The organism is Burkholderia sp. Bp9099 (genome assembly GCF_003857805.1).
Lineage (GTDB): Bacteria > Pseudomonadota > Gammaproteobacteria > Burkholderiales > Burkholderiaceae > Burkholderia.
The window spans coordinates 231,703-248,656 of sequence record NZ_QTPU01000011.1; the positions used below are offsets into that span (position 1 = coordinate 231,703).

General features: G+C 67.3%; 16 protein-coding genes and 1 pseudogene. 9 read left to right on the plus strand and 8 right to left on the minus strand.

The window, feature by feature from the left end; translation table 11 throughout:
- Window position 1: 1 nt before the first annotated feature.
- Together DIE17_RS15080 and DIE17_RS15085 are read right to left on the minus strand one after the other, a co-directional pair.
- Window positions 2-1,030: a TRAP transporter substrate-binding protein gene (locus DIE17_RS15080; protein WP_124522083.1), complete on the minus strand. Its 1,029-nt coding sequence runs from the start codon at window positions 1,028-1,030 to the stop codon at window positions 2-4.
- 240 nt (window positions 1,031-1,270) lie between these two features.
- Entirely contained in the window at window positions 1,271-2,182 is a 912-nt protein-coding gene (locus DIE17_RS15085; protein ID WP_124484614.1) for a LysR substrate-binding domain-containing protein, read from the minus strand.
- A gap of 113 nt (window positions 2,183-2,295) precedes the next feature.
- On the opposite strand from DIE17_RS15085, the gene DIE17_RS15090 reads away from it, so the two are divergent.
- Together DIE17_RS15090 and DIE17_RS15095 are read left to right on the plus strand one after the other, a co-directional pair.
- On the plus strand, window positions 2,296-3,234 hold the full coding sequence (locus DIE17_RS15090) for a 2-hydroxyacid dehydrogenase (RefSeq protein WP_124921076.1): 939 nt from the start codon (window positions 2,296-2,298) through the stop codon (window positions 3,232-3,234).
- Between the two features lie 74 nt (window positions 3,235-3,308).
- Window positions 3,309-4,694: an MFS transporter gene (locus DIE17_RS15095; RefSeq protein ID WP_124921077.1), complete on the plus strand. Its 1,386-nt coding sequence runs from the start codon at window positions 3,309-3,311 to the stop codon at window positions 4,692-4,694.
- Between the two features lie 33 nt (window positions 4,695-4,727).
- Here the strand turns inward: DIE17_RS15095 and DIE17_RS15100 are convergent, their stop codons facing one another.
- A complete protein-coding gene (locus DIE17_RS15100; protein WP_044843298.1) occupies window positions 4,728-5,696 on the minus strand; it encodes a LysR family transcriptional regulator in 969 nt (322 codons plus the stop codon).
- A gap of 366 nt (window positions 5,697-6,062) precedes the next feature.
- Between DIE17_RS15100 and DIE17_RS15110 the strand changes: the two genes are divergently transcribed.
- From DIE17_RS15110 to DIE17_RS15125, 4 genes are all read left to right on the plus strand, one after another.
- A complete protein-coding gene (locus DIE17_RS15110; protein ID WP_124921079.1) occupies window positions 6,063-7,238 on the plus strand; it encodes an HPP family protein in 1,176 nt (391 codons plus the stop codon).
- A 116-nt stretch (window positions 7,239-7,354) separates the two neighbouring features.
- Window positions 7,355-7,768, plus strand: a complete 414-nt coding sequence (locus DIE17_RS15115; RefSeq protein ID WP_124484609.1) for a MarR family winged helix-turn-helix transcriptional regulator — start codon at window positions 7,355-7,357, stop codon at window positions 7,766-7,768.
- Between the two features lie 30 nt (window positions 7,769-7,798).
- Window positions 7,799-9,586, plus strand: a complete 1,788-nt coding sequence (locus DIE17_RS15120; RefSeq protein WP_124921080.1) for a chloride channel protein — start codon at window positions 7,799-7,801, stop codon at window positions 9,584-9,586.
- A gap of 491 nt (window positions 9,587-10,077) precedes the next feature.
- The gene (locus DIE17_RS15125; protein ID WP_185500442.1) at window positions 10,078-10,410 is read left to right on the plus strand and encodes a hypothetical protein; all 333 of its coding nucleotides are present in this window, start codon (window positions 10,078-10,080) and stop codon (window positions 10,408-10,410) included.
- Between the two features lie 114 nt (window positions 10,411-10,524).
- Here the strand turns inward: DIE17_RS15125 and DIE17_RS15130 are convergent, their stop codons facing one another.
- Both DIE17_RS15130 and DIE17_RS15135 read right to left on the minus strand, forming a co-directional pair.
- Entirely contained in the window at window positions 10,525-10,845 is a 321-nt protein-coding gene (locus DIE17_RS15130) for a pyrimidine/purine nucleoside phosphorylase (RefSeq protein WP_006478890.1), read from the minus strand.
- A gap of 163 nt (window positions 10,846-11,008) precedes the next feature.
- Window positions 11,009-11,911: a LysR substrate-binding domain-containing protein gene (locus tag DIE17_RS15135; protein WP_124921081.1), complete on the minus strand. Its 903-nt coding sequence runs from the start codon at window positions 11,909-11,911 to the stop codon at window positions 11,009-11,011.
- Between the two features lie 198 nt (window positions 11,912-12,109).
- Between DIE17_RS15135 and DIE17_RS15140 the strand changes: the two genes are divergently transcribed.
- The 3 genes from DIE17_RS15140 to DIE17_RS15150 all read left to right on the plus strand — a co-directional run bounded on the left by DIE17_RS15140 (window position 12,110) and on the right by DIE17_RS15150 (window position 15,442).
- Window positions 12,110-13,294 (plus strand): M20 aminoacylase family protein, encoded by a 1,185-nt coding sequence (locus DIE17_RS15140; RefSeq protein ID WP_124484607.1) that lies wholly within the window; start codon window positions 12,110-12,112, stop codon window positions 13,292-13,294.
- A 43-nt stretch (window positions 13,295-13,337) separates the two neighbouring features.
- Window positions 13,338-14,657: an MFS transporter gene (locus tag DIE17_RS15145; protein ID WP_044843292.1), complete on the plus strand. Its 1,320-nt coding sequence runs from the start codon at window positions 13,338-13,340 to the stop codon at window positions 14,655-14,657.
- Between the two features lie 242 nt (window positions 14,658-14,899).
- Window positions 14,900-15,442 (plus strand): isochorismatase family protein, encoded by a 543-nt coding sequence (locus DIE17_RS15150; protein WP_124921082.1) that lies wholly within the window; start codon window positions 14,900-14,902, stop codon window positions 15,440-15,442.
- 51 nt (window positions 15,443-15,493) lie between these two features.
- Here DIE17_RS15150 and DIE17_RS15155 read toward each other — a convergent pair whose 3' ends face one another.
- The 3 genes and pseudogenes from DIE17_RS15155 to DIE17_RS15165 form a co-directional block, all read right to left on the minus strand.
- The gene (locus tag DIE17_RS15155; RefSeq protein ID WP_124921083.1) at window positions 15,494-15,994 is read right to left on the minus strand and encodes an AAA family ATPase; all 501 of its coding nucleotides are present in this window, start codon (window positions 15,992-15,994) and stop codon (window positions 15,494-15,496) included.
- Between the two features lie 18 nt (window positions 15,995-16,012).
- Window positions 16,013-16,471, minus strand: a complete 459-nt coding sequence (locus tag DIE17_RS15160) for an NUDIX domain-containing protein (protein WP_185735379.1) — start codon at window positions 16,469-16,471, stop codon at window positions 16,013-16,015.
- A gap of 412 nt (window positions 16,472-16,883) precedes the next feature.
- A pseudogene (locus DIE17_RS15165) lies at window positions 16,884-16,954 on the minus strand (porin); the annotation flags it as partial.

Genomic DNA, 16,954 nt, shown 5'->3' on the forward strand with positions numbered 1-16,954 from the left:
CTCAACCCCGCGCCGCGGCGATCGCCGGAAACAGCGGCGCGGTGGCCGGATATTGCTTGGCGAACGCCACGTAGAGGCGGTCGTGCATCGCCTGCCGCAGCGCGGCGCGCTCGGCCTCCGCCATCGGATGGAACGTCATCCCGTGCTGCTTCAGCGCCGCCTCCGCCTGCGCGGCCTTCTGCGTCGCGATCGCGCGCTGCTGCGCGGTCGCATCGGCCACCGCGCGGTCGAACGCCGGGCGCAGGTTCGCCGGAATCCGCTCGAGCGCGCGCCGCCCCATCACGACGGTCATCGCCGCGAACACGTGGTGCGATTGCCAGCACGACTTGACGATCTCGTCGAAGCGGCTCGCGAGCACGGTGGCCGGATCGTGCTCGAGCCCGTCGACGACGCCCGTCTGCACGGCCATGTACAGCTCGCCGAACGGAATCGGCGTCGGCACCGCGCCCATCACCTTGAAGGTGTCCATGAACGCCGGCGTCGGCAGCACGCGCAGCTTCGTGCCCTTCACGCCCGGCAGCGCCGTCACCGGCTGCTTCGTGAACACGCAGCGTCCACCGAAGTGCGAGCCCCACGTCAGCACCGAGCAGCCCGCGCGCTTTTGCAGCAGCGCGTTCAGGCTGGTGCCGACCTGGCCGTCGAGCACCTTCGCGACGTGCGCATAGCTGTCGAACAGGTAGCCGAGATCGAGCATGCCGAGCTCGGGCGCGACCGTGGCCCAGATCGACGACCCCGCGATCATCATGTCGATCGCGCCGATCTTCACCTGCTGCGCGACGTCGCTCTCCTTGCCGAGCTGGCTGTTCGGAAAGTAGTCGACCCGGATCGCATCGCCGACGCTCGCCTTCAGGTTCGCGGCAAGCCGCTCGTACCACACGTAGTGCGCGGCGTTCTGGTCGGCCGGCATCGACGACGAGCAGCGCAGCGTCACGGTTTGCGCCGCGCGGCCGATCGCCGGCAGGCCACCCGCGACCGCGAGCGTGGCGGCGGGCGCCGTTTGCAGAAAGCGCCGCCGGGTGAAGGTAGTCATGGCCGTCTCCTTTGCAGTGCGCCTCCAGGCGCAACTGTATCGATTTAGTGTATCGATACAGTAATACGACGACCGATGAGAGAAAAATGAGGGTTTTCCCTTGTCGAGGATGAAAAACGGGCCTTCCGCGTGGTGGGATTGCGCCGGAGTCGCAGACGGCGCAGGTCTGTGCCGGTCTTGCGGGCCGGTGTCGGCGCGCGTCGGGCGCGGCGCCTGATATCGTCAGACAACAGACTTTATCTAAACAACGCCCCCGCCGTCCGCCTCCTGCGTCAGAAACTGCTCGACCATCGCGTTGAACACCGGCAGCGCCGGATTGTCGTTGTCCGCGCGCCACGCGAGATACAGCTCCGCCGCCACGTCGACGTCCGCGAGCGGCCGGAACACCACGCCGTCCACATGCAGCTCGCGCGCCGACGCCGGCACCAGCGCCGCACCCAACCCGGCACGCACCAGGCCGAGGATCGTATGCGTCTGCCCGACGTAATGCAGGTAGTTCGGCAAGCGCCCGGCGCCGGCGAACATCCCCGAGATCATGTCGTGGAAGTACTTGCCCTCGTTCGGCGAATACGCGATGAACGGCTGCCGGTCGAGCTGGTCCGGGCCGATCCGCTCGTACGCGGCCAGCGGCGCGCCCTGCGCGACCGCGACGAGCATCGGCTCGCGTTGCACGAGCCGGTATTCGAGCGGATGGCGCGCCGCGCGCTGGCGCACGAAGCCCGCATCGAGCATGCGCGACGCCAGCGCGTCGATCTGCACGGTCGACACCATTTCACGCAGTTCGACGTCGACGTCGGGCAGCGCGTGCGCCGCGTGCGCGAGCAGCGCCGGAATCATCCGGTACGCGCTGACGGCCGTGAAGCCGAGCGTGATGCGGCCGGCCCCGCCATGCGCGACGCGCTGCGCGGCCTGTTCGGCCCGCGCGGAAAACTCGAGGATGTGTCGCGCGTCGCGCAAGAAGCGCTCGCCGGCCGCGGTCAGCCTGACCTGCCGGCTGCTGCGTTCGAGCAGCGCGATGCCGAGCGCGTGCTCGAGCAACTGGATCTGCCGGCTGAGCGGCGGCTGCGTCATGAAGAGCCGCCTGGCCGCGCGCCCGAAATGCAGTTCCTCGGCCACGGCGACGAAGCAGCGAAGCTGGTTCAGTTCAATCATTCAAATCTTGAATCAATTGATAGCGTCTTGATGTTAGACCGATATCGATTCGATTCCTATACTCGGTTGCACCTGATGCGCGGCCCGCGCCGCGCACGCCGACCGAGACCCTCATGACCATCGACCTTCTGCTCACCCAGCCGCTTCCCGACACCATCGACGCCGAACTGTCCGCCCGCTACGCGGTGCATCGGCTGTATGCGGCCGACCAGCCCGACGCGCTGCTCGATCGCGTCGCATCGCGCATCCGCGGCGTCGTCACGGGCGGCGCGAACGGGTTGCCGGCCGCGTTGATGGCGCGGCTGAGCGCGCTCGAGATCATCGCGATCAACGGCATCGGCACCGACGCCGTCGATCTCGAGCTCGCCCGCGCACGCGGCATTCACGTGACGACGACGCCCGACGTGCTGACCGACGACGTCGCCGACATGGCGCTGGGGCTGATCCTGATGACGCTGCGCGACCTCGGCGCCGGCGAGCGCATCGTGCGCGCCGGCCGCTGGGGCAAGGTGGCGCAGCCGCTCGCGACGCAGGTGACGGGCAAGCGGCTCGGCATCGTCGGCCTTGGCCGCGTGGGACGTGCGATCGCGCAGCGCGCGCAGGCGTTCCGGATGCCGGTCAGCTATTTCGGCCCGCGCGAACACCGCGACAGCGGCTATCGCTACGTGCCCGACCTCGCCGCGCTCGCGCGCGACAGCGACGTGCTCGTGCTCGCGGCGTCGGCCGATCACGGCAACGTGCTCGTGACCGCCGACGTGCTCGCCGCGCTCGGCAGCAAAGGATTCCTGATCAACGTCGCGCGCGGCAAGCTCGTCGACGAAGCCGCGCTCGTGCGCGCGCTCGCCGACGGCACGATCGCCGGCGCGGGGCTCGACGTGTTCGCCGACGAACCGCGCGTGCCGGCCGCGCTGCTCGAACTCGAGCGCGTCGTCGTGCAGCCGCACCGCGCGAGCGCCACGCACGAGACACGCGAACAGATGGGCCGGATCGTGCTCGCCAACCTCGCCGCGTGCTTCTCGGGCCAGCGGCCGCCGACGAGCGTGACAGGCTGACCGCCGCACGCCCCTCCCCGACCAAGACAACATCCAATGAAACGCCTCCGTACGCCGGAGGCCAGGAGACTCGCATGCCCAATCGATCCAGCGGCAGCGCAGCCGTCGCCGCCTCTTCCACCTCTCCCGCCTCATCCACAGCGTCGCGCACGATCGGCCGCGTCCGTTACACGGTCCTCGCGCTGATCTTCGCCGTCACCGTCGTCAACTATGCGGACCGCGCGACGATGTCGATCGCCGGTACCGGCGTCGCGCACGCCCTCGGGCTCACGCCCATGCAGCTCGGCATCGTGTTTTCCGCGTTCGCGTGGGCCTATGCACTCGGCCAGATCCCGGGCGGCTGGCTGCTCGACCGTTTCGGCGCGCGCCGGGTGTATGGCCTGAGCCTGCTGCTGTGGTCGATCTTCACGATGCTGCAGGGCACGGTCGGCTGGTTCGCCGTGCAGGGGGCGGCCGCGACGCTCGCGCTGTTCGCGATGCGCTTCATGCTCGGCCTGGTCGAATCGCCGGCGTTCCCGGCCAATTCGCGGATCGTCGCGTGCTGGTTTCCGACCGCGGAGCGCGGCACCGCATCCGCACTGTTCAACTCTGCGCAGTACATGGCCGTCGTGCTGTTCACGCCCGCGATGGCGTGGCTCACGCACGCGCTCGGTTGGGAACACGTGTTCCTGTGGATGGGGATGCTCGGTGTCGCGCTGTCGGCGCTCTGGTTCGCGTGGTATCGCGAGCCGCACGGCCATCCGCGCGTGAGCAACGCCGAGCGCGACTACCTGCGCGCGCACGGTGCGCTCGTCGATCTCGAAGCGAACCGCGTCCGCGAGCGCTCGCGCCTATCGTGGCGCGACGCGTCGCAGCTGTTCCGCCACCGCAACCTGTGGGCGATCTACATCGGCCAGTACTGCATCACCGCGCTCACCTACTTCTTCATCACGTGGTTCCCGATCTACCTGATCAAGGGGCGCGGGATGACGATCATGGAAGCCGGCTGGGTGGCCGCGCTGCCGGCGCTCTGCGGCTTCACGGGCGGCGTGCTCGGCGGCGTGCTGTCGGACTGGCTGATCCGGCGCGGCGTGCATCCGTCGCGCGCCCGCAAGACGCCGTTCGTCGTCGGGATGGCGCTGGCGACGCTGCTCGCGCTCGCGAACGGCGCGTCGTCGAATGCCGTCGTGATCGCGCTGATGACGATCGCGTTCTTCGGCAAGGGGCTCGCGGCGGTCGGCTGGGCCGTGCTCGCCGACACCGCGCCCGAAGGGATGGTCGGCCTGAGCGGCGGCGTGTTCAACGGTCTCGGCAACCTCGCGGGGATCGTCACGCCGCTCGTGATCGGCTACTTCGTCGCGCACACGGGCTCGTTCGCGGGCGCACTGTGGTTCGTCGCCGCGCACGGGCTGCTCGGCATCGCCGCCTACGCGTGGCTCGCCGGCCGCTTCGAACGGATTCGCGTCACGCCGGACGCGTGATACCGGGCGCCGCCGGGCGTGCGACCGGCGGCATCAGGCGCGCTGGCGGCTGCCCGGCATCGGCTCGACCGCAAGCCGGTCGAGTTCGCGCAGGTCGTTCTCCAGCGCGGGCGTGAGCGTCGTGCGCAGATGGTCGAGGAAGGTGCGGATCTTCGCATCGAGATAGCGGCGCGTCGCATAGACCGCGTACACGCTGACGGTCTGCAACCGATACTCGGGCAGCACGCGGATCAGGCGTCCCGCGCGCAGGTCGTCGAGCACCGTATACAGCGCGACGCACGCGATGCCGCGCCCCGCCCGCACCGCGACGCACAGCGCATCCGGCACGTTGACCTGGAACGGTGCCGGCTGCAGTTCGTAGACGGTCTCCTCGCCGTCGTCGCGCTCGAGCCGCCACTCGCTGGCCGGCGATGCCGGTGTATCGAGGCGCAGGCACACGTGGTTCGGCAGGTCGTCGGGCGTCTTCGGCGTGCCGTGCCGCGCGAGATATTCGCGCGACGCGACCAGCACGCTGCAACTGGTGCCGCAGGTCTGCGCGACATAGCCGGAATCGGGCAGCTGCGACGCGGTCACGATCGACACGTCGTAGCCTTCCTCGACGAGGTTCGGCATCCGTTGCGCGAGCGTCAACTCGACCGACACGTCCGGGTTGTCTTCCTGGTAGCGCACGATCGACGACACGACATGACTCTGCCCGAGCCCCGTCATCGCATGGATCCGCATCTTGCCGCTCGGCCGCAGCAGCGCGTTGCGCGCCTCGGCATTCGCGTAATCGAATTCGGCGAGGATCGATTTCGCACGCTCGAAGTAGCGCTCGCCGCTTTCGGTGAGGCCGAGATGGCGCGTCGTGCGATGCAGCAGGCGCGTCTGTACGTGGGCTTCGAGGTTCGACACCGCGCGCGACACCTGCGCGGTGGTCGCATCGATTTCTTTGGCGACCGCGGTGAAACTGCCGGCTTCGACAACGCGCACGAACAGGCGCATGTTTTCGAGCATGTCCATTGAATTGGCTTGGGGAGTGTCGGTGGGGAAACGTCGGCGGCGCTCGCGTCAGACGGGAATCGGGGCGTGCGCGCGAACCACGCGCAAGCGATCACCATGCCGGGGAACGGGCGGGAGAGCGGGCATCGCGTGCGTGGTTGTGGCGTATCGGGGAATTCGGTGGCCCGAATTGTACGCCGCTGCAGACAAATTTGCGCGGTCGCAGGGCAGTCAGGCTTTCATCCGATGAAAGGTTCCTGCAAGACGGATGCGGCGCGCGCAGGCAACGCGTTGATGCAGCGCGACAATTTATATCACGACGCGATATAATTCTCGACGTCCTCGCGCTGCGTCATGCGCATCGTCATGTTTACCGCTCAATCGTCCATGTCGTCAGGCTCCTCCCCGTCGCGCCGCACCTTCCGCCAATGGCTGCACAGCTTCATTCCCCATCCGATGACGCTCGGCTGGCGCGAGCGCATGCGCTCGTGCGCGGGCGCGCTCGTCGGGATCGCGACGGTCGGCGTCACGATGCGGCTGCTGCCCGGCGTGCCGGGCCTCGTGCCGCTGCTCGTCGCGCCGATGGGCGCGTCGGCCGTGCTGCTGTTCGCGGTGCCCGCGAGTCCGCTCGCGCAGCCCTGGTCGATCATCGGCGGCAATCTGGTGGCGGCGACCGTCGGCGTCGCCTGCGCGCAGTGGATCGCCGATCCGATCACGGCCGCCGCGGTCGCGGTCGCCCTCGCGATCGGCGGCATGTTCGCGCTGCGCTGCGTGCACCCGCCGTCGGGCGCGGTCGCGCTGACGGCCGTGCTCGGCGGCCCGGCGATCCACGCGCTCGGCTTGCGCTTCGTGGTCGAGCCGATCGCACTGCAATCGGCGATCCTGCTGTCGGCCGCGCTCGTGTACCACGCGCTGACGGGCCACCGCTATCCGCACGGCGGCGTGCGCCACGACGCGAAACCGCAAGGCGGCAACGCCGCGCCGGCACGCGGCGGCTTCACGCGCGCCGATCTCGACGCCGTGCTGAAGCGTCGCGGCGAATGGCTCGACGTCGACCCGGACGACCTCGAAATGCTGCTGCGCGAAACCGAGATGCAGGCCTATGCGCGCACGTTCGGCCAGCTCACGTGCGCCGACCTGATGACGAAGAACGCGATCGAAGTCGCGCCGTCGACGTCGGTCGCGGCCGCGCTGACGCTGCTCGACCGCCATCGCGTGAAGGCGCTGCCCGTCGTGGACGGCAGCGATCGCCTGGTCGGCATCGTCACGCGCGCCGACCTCACGCGCCCGTTGCGCCGCCCGGTCCCGCTGTGGCGGCGGCTGGCCGCGCAGCTGCCGCAATCGTTCGGCGGCCGGCCGCCCAGCGTCGCGACCGTGATGACCCGCGACGTCGCATCCGTGCCGCAGACCATGCCGATCACCGCGCTGGTGCCGCTGTTTACGCATTCGGGCCATCACCACATCCCGGTCGTCGACGCATCGCGCCGGCTCGTCGGCATCATCACGCAGACGGATCTCGTCACCGGCCTGTACCGCCAGACGCAGATGCTCGAAGCCGCGTAACGCGGACGCTCAACGGGCCGACGACAGCGTAATGTATCTATTTCGCTGAAATTCGGCCATTTATATCATATTGTGATATATTTCGCGTTACCGAAACTGCTGCCCGACCGACCGCAATGACCGATACCCGACGCGCGCTGACCAAAAGCGATTTCCAGCAACTGTCCGAGTTCCGCTACCAGATGCGCCGTTTCGAGCGCTTCTCCGAACGCGCCGCGCAAAGCGAGGGCGTGACGCCGCTGCAGTACCTGCTGCTGCTGCACATCAAGGGCTATCCGCACCGCGAATGGGCCACCATCGGCGAACTCGCGGAACGCCTGCAGGCGCAGCATCACGGCGTCGTTGCGCTGGTGACGCGCTGCGAGGCACTGGGGCTCGTGAAGCGCAAGACGAGCGAAGCGGACCGCCGGCAGGTCGAGGTCCACCTCGAGGAAGCCGGCGAGACGCTGCTCGCCCACCTCGCGGCCATGCATCGCGCGGAACTGAAATCGCTCAAGGGCACGTTCCAGGTTCCGCAGATCAATAACTGACCCAGGCTTTACCGACCTATCCTCACGCCGATGAACGCACCGCACAAGCGCGACTTCTCGACCAACAAACGCCTGCCCGGGATCGCGTTGCTCGCTGCCGGGATCGGCTTGCTCGGCACGCTGGCGGCGTTCGTGCTGTCGAGCCTGATCCACCTGTTCACGAACCTGTTCTTCTTCCAGCAGTTTTCGTTCGCCGACCGTTCGCCCGCGCACCACACGCTCGGCGCATGGGTGATCGTCGTGCCGGTGATCGGCGGGCTGATCGTCGGGCTGATGGCGCGCTTCGGTTCGGAGAAGATCCGCGGCCACGGCATTCCCGAAGCGATCGAGGCGATCCTGTTCGGCAAGAGCCGCATGTCGCCGAAGGTCGCGATCCTCAAGCCGCTGTCGTCGGGTGTCGTGATCGGCAGCGGCGGCCCGTTCGGCGCCGAAGGCCCGATCATCATGACGGGCGGCGCGCTCGGCTCGCTGATCGCGCAATGCGTGCACGTGACCGCCGCCGAGCGCAAGACGCTGCTCGTCGCGGGCGCGGCCGCCGGCATGACCGCCGTGTTCGGCACGCCGGTCGCCGCCGTGCTGCTCGCGGTCGAACTGCTGCTGTTCGAATGGCGTCCGCGCAGTTTCCTGCCGGTCGCGCTCGCCTGCGCGGTCGCCGGTTTCGCCCGCGCCGTGTTCTTCGGAGTCGACCCGCTGTTTGCGCTGACCACGGCACCGCCGACGCCCGTCGCGCTGCTGTCGTGCCTCGTCGCCGGCCTGCTGTCGGGCACGCTCGCGTGCGGCCTGTCGGCCGCGCTGTACCGCGTCGAGGACACCTTCGCGAAGCTGCCGGTGCACTGGATGTGGTGGCCGGCGCTCGGCGCGATCGTGATCGGCATCGGCGGCTGGCTCGAGCCGCGCGCGCTCGGCGTCGGCTACGACGTGATCGGCGACCTGCTGCACCAGCACATCGCGCTGAAGATCGCACTCGCACTGTTGACCGTGAAGGCCGTGATGTGGGTGATCGCGCTCGGCTCCGGCACGTCCGGCGGTGTACTCGCCCCGCTGCTGATGCTCGGCGCGGGCCTCGGCACCGTGCTGTCGCCGGTGCTGCCCGGCGGCGATCCGGCGCTGTGGCCGCTCGTCTGCATGGCCGCGACGCTCGGCGCCACGCTCGGTGCGCCGCTGACCGCGATCGTGTTCGCGTTCGGCCTCACGCACGACGCGAACGCGCTGCTGCCGCTGCTCGCGGCGACGCTCGTCGCGCACGGCTTCGCGACCGTCGTGATGAAGCGTTCGATCATGACGGAAAAGATCGCGCGCCGCGGTTACCACATCTACCGCGAATACGGCGTCGATCCGCTCGAACGCCATGACGTGGCCGAGGTGATGACGCCGGCCGACGAGCTCGTCGCGATCGACGGCGCCACGACGCTCGACGCCGTCGAGTCGCAGTACTTCGGCGCGAAGCAGACGCACCGTGCGTACCCCGTCGTGCAGAACGGCCGCCTGCTCGGTCTGGTCGATCGCGCGACGCTCGACGCGCAGCGTGCGCAAGCCGGTCCCGGCGCGGCGCTCGCGAACGCATTCATCGATCGTGCGCCGGCCGTCGCGCACGCGCACGAAACGTGCCGCGTGGTCGCGTCGCGGCTCGCGATGCTCGGCCTCGAACGCCTGCCGGTCGTCGACGATCCGCAATCGCTGCGCATCATCGGCATCGTGTCGCGCAGCGACCTCATCAAGCCCGCGCTCCAGCACTTCGACGACGAACACAAGCGCGAACGCTTCCGCCCGGTCGTGCCTGTCAACCTGCGCGACGCCGGTGCACGCAAGGCCAGCTGATACCTACCGCGCGCTTCACCGTCCCCGCCGTTCCGGATCGGCGCGCACCCTGCGCGCCGGTTCGCATTCCGCCGCGTCCGGCGTTTAAACTTGGTTGACAATTCATCGGACGAAAGTTTGTCATCATGGTGCTCATGCGACGGGGCCACCGTTTCAGCCATTCCACTTCGTCATCCAATAAAGAAGCGTCGCGGCGCGACATGCAGATACATGCAGCACGCCGCGGCCGTCAATCCGCCACACCACAGGGCAGCGAGCCGACCTCACGACGCATGACGTCGTCGCCGCGTCCCCGCCTCCACGCGGGCCGTGCGCGACCCATGCCGTATCGCAACAGAACGGACAGCATCCGGATTGTCGTTTGGCAAGCGTGTTAACAACTTGTTTCGGAATCGCCGGAACCGCATTTGTCCGATGCAATCTCACAAGAACGCAGTTCAAGTTCTGCTGCGCATCCCGCTCAATCAATCACGACTCGAGGGAGATAAAACGTGAACGTGAAATACTTACCGCTCATCGCATTGACCGTGGCAATTTCCGCACACGCAGCCGATCCGGCCATGCAGAACGTGGGGCAAAGCCAGAAGTCCGCGGAGGACGTGTCGGCGTGCATCGCAAAGACCTGGGCCGACAAGTCGCAGCAACAGGTGGTCACGCAGAACGTGCTCGCCAACGGCCTCGCGACCGATGTCTACGTACCGGGCCAGCAACCGCCGAACGGCGCGGCCGCGATGGTTCGTCCGGCGTCGAAGCCGGGCGCGAAGACGTGGGTCGGCATGCGTGGCGACGCCGCTGCCGCAGGCGACATCAACGCCTGCCTGTAAGCACCGCGCCGGACGGCAACGCGCCGTCCGAATACGAGAAAGCCCCGCTTCGGCGGGGCTTTCTGCTTTCAGCGCGCCGGCCGCGCGCATGGGTTGCGGCCGGTGCTCATGCGCTTACAGGTAGCTGCAGACGTAGTCGAGCGTCTCGAGCACTTCGATGTCGAAGCGGCTCTTGCCCGGCACCGAGAACGACTCGCCGGCGCCGTAGGTTTGCCATTCGCTGCTGCCGTCGAGCTTCACGCGGCACTTGCCGGCCTGCACTTCCATCAATTCGGGCGCGTCCGTGCCGAAGTTGAGCGCGCACGGCAGGATCACGCCGAGCGTCTTGCGCGTGCCGTCCGGGAAGAGCACGGTATGCGACACGCACTTGCCGTCGAAATAGACGTTCGCGCGCTTGACGACCGATACGTTGTCGAATTGGGTTGCACTGGTCATGTGATGCCTCTGATTGCTGGATGCCGGATGGCGTGTTGTCGGAAGCCCGCCGGAACGGCGGGCCGGCCGCTATGATACCGGCTCGCGGCGAGCGCGCCGCGAGCGGGAATGGTCCGCGGTGCGCGGCATATGTTCAGGATCACTACGCGATGCATTGCCCGACTCATCGGAGCCCCTTGCGCCGCGCGGAATCGCGCAGGCAGTCGAGCAGCATCGACGCGGCCGGCGTGAGAGGGCTATCGCGACGCGTGACGACCTGCACGGACACGCCGGGCAGCCGCTCGCGGATCGGCAGCACCGCGAGCTGGTCGCGCGCCCACTCGCCCTGCAGCAGCTGTTCGGGCATCGACGCGATCAGGTCGCAGCCCGTCATCAGGCTGTGCGCGAGCCCGAAGCTCGGGCATTCGACGACCCGCTGCGGCACCGGCAGCCCGTACGCGACGAACGAGTTGAACAGCATCTGGGTCGAGCTTTCCGGCGACGGATTCATCAGCCAGTCGGCCTCGACGAGATCGGCCAGCGACGTGGCCGATGCGAGCGGATGCCCCTTGCGCGCGACGATCAGCGATCGGCTCGCATAGAGTTCCGCGTGGTCGAACTCGGCCGCCAGCAGTTCGGGCACGACGACGGCGACCGCGAAATCGAGCGAGCCGTCGTGCAGCCGCGGCAGCGCGACGCCGGGAAACCCTTCGATCAGATTGACGCGCGCGACCGGAAAGCGCCGCCGGAACGCGCGAAACGCGTCGGGCAGGATCGTCACCGCCGCAGCCGGCGTGATCGCCGCCGCGACCGAGCCCGTCATCGCGCCCTGCGCCTGCTCGATATCGTCGCGCGCCCGCTGCATCTCGGCGACGATCAGCCGCGCGCGCACCTGCAGCTGCTGGCCGAACGCGGTGAGTTGCACGCCGCGCGCGGTGCGCACGACGAGCGACACGCCGAGCGCGATCTCCAGCTCCTTGACCGCCTTCGTCAGCGCCGCCGGCGACACGTTCAGGCGCCGCGCGGCCGCGCGGATGCTCCCTTCGTCCGCGACGGTGACGAACGCTTTCAGCTGATGGTATTTCATGGCGGCATGCGTGATTCGTGGAAACCCGACGCCCGGCCACGCGCAGCGGATCAGGGTATTCCCGAGCGGCAACCGGTGGTGAGCACCAAAGCAATTTAGCAGCTTCTGGTACCCGACAGAAATTTATATGCTTGGCCGTCATATGTGCGTCAAACGCCCACCGGCCCCATCTGCCTCACCTGCTCCACAGGAGACACCATGCTGCAAGCCGTGAACCCCGTCATCCCGGGCATCGCCGCGATCGCCCCCGACCTGATCGACGTGCGCCGCCGCATCCACGCGCATCCGGAGCTCGCGTTCGAGGAAACGCTGACCAGCGATCTCGTCGCCGAGTTGCTCACGGGGTGGGGCTACGAAGTGCATCGCGGCATCGGCAAGACGGGCGTCGTCGGCGTGCTGCGCGAAGGACAAGGCACGCGCACCGTCGGCCTGCGCGCCGACATGGACGCACTGCCGCTCGCCGAAGCCACCGGCCTGCCGTACGCGAGCCGCCACGCAAACAAGATGCATGCATGCGGTCACGACGGCCACACCGCGATGCTGCTGTGCGCGGCGCGCCACCTCGCCGCCACGCGCCAGTTCTCCGGCACGCTGAACCTGATCTTCCAGCCGGCCGAGGAAAACTTCGGCGGCGCGAAATCGATGATGGACGACGGCCTCTTCGAGCGCTTCCCGTGCGACGCGATTTTCGCGATCCACAACATGCCGGGCCGCGCCGCCGGCGACATGGCGTTCCGCGCCGGTGCCGCGATGGCGTCGGCCGACCGCGTGACGATCACGCTGCGCGGCGTCGGCGGACACGGCGCGATGCCGCACTTCGCGCGCGACCCGATGTCGGCCGCGGGCAGCATCATGGTCGCGCTGCAGACGATCGTCGCACGCGAGGTCGATGCGCAGCATGCGGCCGTGATCACCGTCGGCAGCGTGCAGGCCGGCGAGACTTTCAACATCATTCCGGAAACCGTCGTGATGAAGCTGTCGGTGCGCGCGCTGGACGCAGACGTGCGCGCGCTGCTCGCACGCCGGATCGAGGCGCTCGCGAAGGGCCAGGCGGAAAGCTTCGGCATCACGGCGGAAGTCGACTACGACTACGGCTATCCGGTCCTCGTGAACCATCCCGAACCGACCGCATTCGCGGCCGACATCGCCCGCCAGATGCTCGGCGCCGATCGCGTCGAAACCGAGGCCGCGCCGCTGATGGGCAGCGAGGACTTCGCCTACATGCTCGAAGCACGCCCCGGCTGCTATGCGTTCATCGGCAACGGCATCGGCAGCAAGGGCGGCTGCATGGTGCACAACCCCGGCTACGACTTCAACGACGACATCCTCGCGATCGGCGCGAGTTACTGGGTCCGCGTCGCCGAAGCCTGGCTCGCGGCCTGACGGCCCTTCATCACGCAGTTCCGCGCCTTAGCAGGGGAACCTCATGGAAACGTCCGCCCTTCCGTTCGCCGGCTCGCCGGCCGATGCCCGCGCCGCCGCGAAGAAACGCCGCCTGATCGCGGCCGCCGCGGTCGGCAACGCGCTCGAGTTCTACGACTTCACGGTCTACAGCTTCTTCGCCATCCTGATCGGCAAGCTGTTCTTCCCGGTGCACTCGTCGTTCGGGCAATTGATGCTCGCGGTCGCGAGCTTCGGCGTCGGCTTCGTCACACGCCCGCTCGGCGGCCTCGTGATCGGCATGTATGCCGACCGCGCCGGCCGCAAGAAGGCGATGATCCTGACGCTGTTGCTGATGGCGCTCGGCACCGCGACGATCGCGATCGCGCCGACCTTCGCGCAGATCGGCCTCGCCGCGCCGCTGCTGCTCGTGCTTGCGCGCCTGTTGCAAGGGTTTGCATCGGGTGGCGAAGTCGGCGCGTCGACGACGCTGCTGCTCGAACAGGCGCCGCAGCATCGCCGCGGCTTCTACGCGTCGTTCCAGTTCTCGAGCCAGGGGCTCGCCGCACTCGCCGGGGCGCTCACCGGCGTCGCGCTGACGTCGACGCTCAACGCCGCGCAGCTCGAGAGCTGGGGCTGGCGTGTGCCGTTCATCATCGGCACGCTGTTCGTGCCGCTCGGCTACTGGCTGCGCCGCACCGTCGAGGAAGTGCCGGCCGCCACGCCGGCCGCCGCGCACGACGAACCGGTCGCGTCGCTGCCGCTCGCCGACGTGCTGCGCCATCACGGCAAGGCCGTGTTCGCGGGCCTCGGCGTGACGATCGGCGGCACGTCGATCCACTACATCATCGTGTTCTACATGGCGATCTACGGCGTGCAGGTGCTGCATCTGCCGACCTGGCTGTCGATGACGGCCGGCTGCGTCGCCGGCGCGATCCTGATGCTCGTGACGCCGATCGGCGGGCATCTGTCCGACGTGTTCGGCCGCAACCGGATCGTCTGGTGGACGCGCATCGTGCTGATGGCCGCGATCTATCCCGCGTTCATCGCGCTGAACCGCTGGCCGGGCGCCGCGTCGCTGCTGTCGATCATCGCCGCGCTGTCGATCGTGCACGCGATCAACATCGGCGCGACGGGTGCGATGCTCGGCGAGCTGTTCCCGCGGGCGGTGCGGGCGACCGGCGGCGCGCTCGTGTACAGCGTGGGCGTCGCGATCTTCGGCGGCTTCGCGCAGTTCTTCGTCACGTGGCTGATCGCGGCGACCGGCAATCCGAATGCGCCCGCGTGGTATGCGATCGGCTGCGGCGTGCTCACGCTGCTCGCGATTCGCTGCATGGACGAGAAGGCCGGGAAGGCGCTCGATTGAGCGGTGGCGGCGCGGGGCGTGCGACACGTCATTGACGCAGCGAACGCGCATCGTGCATGATCGCTCCATGCACGACGCCACGCTCACCCTTTCGACGACTACGCGCACGACCGCCTTCGGCGGGCCCGTGCGGCGAGTGCGCGCAAGGTCGTAGCGCCCTTCACCGATTCCCACAGGCCCCGCCGGTTCCGGACGGGGTCTCGTCGTTTCTCCGTCCGCACCGGCCTTTCAGGAGAAACGCGATGTCCGAAGCCCCATCCCCGAAACGTGCGCTGCTCGTCGTCGACATGCAAGTCGGGTTGTTCCATGGCCCCGATCGTCCGCATGACGGCGAACGCGTGCTGGCCAACGTCAACCGGCTGATTCGCCGCGCACATGAAGCCGGCGCGCCCGTATTCGCCGTGCGCCACACCGGCCCGGCGGGTTTGCCGATCGCGCCCGATGCACCGCTCGCCGCATTGCTGCCGGCGCTCGCGATCGATACGGCACGCGACATCGTGTTCGACAAGACCCGGCCGAGTTGTTTCGCGGGCACACGGCTCGCCGAATGGCTGCACGCGGCCGGGATCGGCGAGATCGTGATTGCGGGGATGAAGACGCAGTACTGCATCGACACGGCGTGCCGCGCGGCCGCCGATCTCGGCTTTCGTGCCGTGCTCGTCGCCGATGCGCATACCTGCATGGATACGCCCGCGTTGCCGGCCGAGCGGATCGTCGCGCATCACAATGCGACGCTCGGCGGGCCGTTCGCGACGTTGACGACGACCGAGGCGTGCGGGTTCTGACGCTCGACGCCGGTCAGACTGCGATGCATGAAGGAACGCACTGCAATCGATTCAGCAAAGACCGGCCGCGCGCATTGCTTCGATGCACGATGACGTGTCGCGAACTGAAGCGACTTTCCGCGAGAGCATCACGTCTGCGGACAGAAATTCGCTGAGCCGCTTGTCGAAGTGGAATGAAAACTTGATCAGGTCGACAGTGTTCCGGAAGGTCTCCTTGGGCACCTTGCCGGTCACCGTCGACCAAACGAAACGCTTGATCAAGCGCATCGCTCTCACGCTGAATGAAACCTCCACCCTCAAGATCAGCGAGCACTCGGCGAGCAGCGGATACATCCGCTTGTCGTACGCACCTTCGACAAACCAGCAGCCCTGCTTGAGGATTTTTTCAATGGCCTTCGCCATCGTCTCATCTGAGTTCTTCACAAACTCCGTGCCACTCGTGTCCCAATAAACGTTGTCGAATTCGTACGTGGCGATATTGAACTTGCGCGCCAATTCCCCGGCGATCGTCGTTTTCCCCGCGCCCGACGGGCCTACGATACAAATCCTCATGTATCAGTCTCTGTTCAATCATCCACTCGAATGGTCGCGCATGAAGTGTTTCAGCATGGGGACGAAGAAATCGTGCCCGCCGATCAGCGCGAATTCCGCTCCAAAAAGAGGAAGCCACTGGAAGCAGAATTCAATAGGCCCACCACCGGAACCCGGATCGACCTCGAGATGCATCCATTGCGTCCTCATGGCGATAGCGTCACTCAATGCAACATGCACGACATGCCGGTGCTGAATCTCGCTTCTTCCGAATGCCCTCATCGAGTAAAAGTACTCGCCGAGAACACGCACAACCCGGGCCTCGTCGATACCACTTTCCTCGCGAAGCTCGCGTAGCGCGGCGACTACGGGCATTTCTCCCTGGTTCATCGTGCCGGCAACCACCTGCCTCCCGGCCTCCGGAAACTTGGGTTGCGTAAAAGTGAGCAACCTGTCTCGCCACGTAAGATAGACCAGTACCTTGTTCTTGATTTGCACGATGATTTCTCTGACCGGAACCACCTCAACCCGAAATCCGGAGTCGACTCGGACGATCACGTTTCAGGAATGAGCCAGGACAAGACTATGTGTTGGTTTCCTGGAACTCTACAATGCCTCGATCGGATCTCGACAATCAGTGTTGGCTGCAAGACTGATTGACCAGCGCAACGCTGACGGCGTCGTTATCGCGATTCTCGACTCATGTCGGCTGAAAGATGTCACCGCCGCCGCGCCAAATCGGGCAATAGAGGTAACGCACTCAAGCGTTTGCGGTCCAGCAAAAAATTTGAGCGAGTGCAAATTTTCCGAACGCACTGCATGAGTACCGCAACGATCCGAAAAACCCCGCAAACGCGAAAAGGCACGGGCCTTAACCACCCGCGCCTTTTACGCAAACACGCCGCGCCGCTCAGAACGTATGCATCATCCCCACATACGCGCCCGTCTGCGACTCGCCCGTCATCGGGCTCGTGCCCGAGG

What these genes read in the sequence shown, in the direction of transcription:
- DIE17_RS15130 (WP_006478890.1), bottom strand. Translation starts at nt 10,845, where the DNA reads ATGACCAGTGCAACCCAATTCGACAACGTATCGGTCGTCAAGCGCGCG.
- DIE17_RS15140 (WP_124484607.1), top strand. Translation starts at nt 12,110, where the DNA reads ATGCTGCAAGCCGTGAACCCCGTCATCCCGGGCATCGCCGCGATCGCC.
- DIE17_RS15110 (WP_124921079.1), top strand. Translation starts at nt 6,063, where the DNA reads ATGTCGTCAGGCTCCTCCCCGTCGCGCCGCACCTTCCGCCAATGGCTG.
- DIE17_RS15080 (WP_124522083.1), bottom strand. Translation starts at nt 1,030, where the DNA reads ATGACTACCTTCACCCGGCGGCGCTTTCTGCAAACGGCGCCCGCCGCC.
- DIE17_RS15100 (WP_044843298.1), bottom strand. Translation starts at nt 5,696, where the DNA reads ATGGACATGCTCGAAAACATGCGCCTGTTCGTGCGCGTTGTCGAAGCC.
- DIE17_RS15095 (WP_124921077.1), top strand. Translation starts at nt 3,309, where the DNA reads ATGCCCAATCGATCCAGCGGCAGCGCAGCCGTCGCCGCCTCTTCCACC.
- DIE17_RS15145 (WP_044843292.1), top strand. Translation starts at nt 13,338, where the DNA reads ATGGAAACGTCCGCCCTTCCGTTCGCCGGCTCGCCGGCCGATGCCCGC.
- DIE17_RS15115 (WP_124484609.1), top strand. Translation starts at nt 7,355, where the DNA reads ATGACCGATACCCGACGCGCGCTGACCAAAAGCGATTTCCAGCAACTG.
- DIE17_RS15150 (WP_124921082.1), top strand. Translation starts at nt 14,900, where the DNA reads ATGTCCGAAGCCCCATCCCCGAAACGTGCGCTGCTCGTCGTCGACATG.
- DIE17_RS15090 (WP_124921076.1), top strand. Translation starts at nt 2,296, where the DNA reads ATGACCATCGACCTTCTGCTCACCCAGCCGCTTCCCGACACCATCGAC.
- DIE17_RS15135 (WP_124921081.1), bottom strand. Translation starts at nt 11,911, where the DNA reads ATGAAATACCATCAGCTGAAAGCGTTCGTCACCGTCGCGGACGAAGGG.
- DIE17_RS15120 (WP_124921080.1), top strand. Translation starts at nt 7,799, where the DNA reads ATGAACGCACCGCACAAGCGCGACTTCTCGACCAACAAACGCCTGCCC.
- DIE17_RS15155 (WP_124921083.1), bottom strand. Translation starts at nt 15,994, where the DNA reads ATGAGGATTTGTATCGTAGGCCCGTCGGGCGCGGGGAAAACGACGATC.
- DIE17_RS15085 (WP_124484614.1), bottom strand. Translation starts at nt 2,182, where the DNA reads ATGATTGAACTGAACCAGCTTCGCTGCTTCGTCGCCGTGGCCGAGGAA.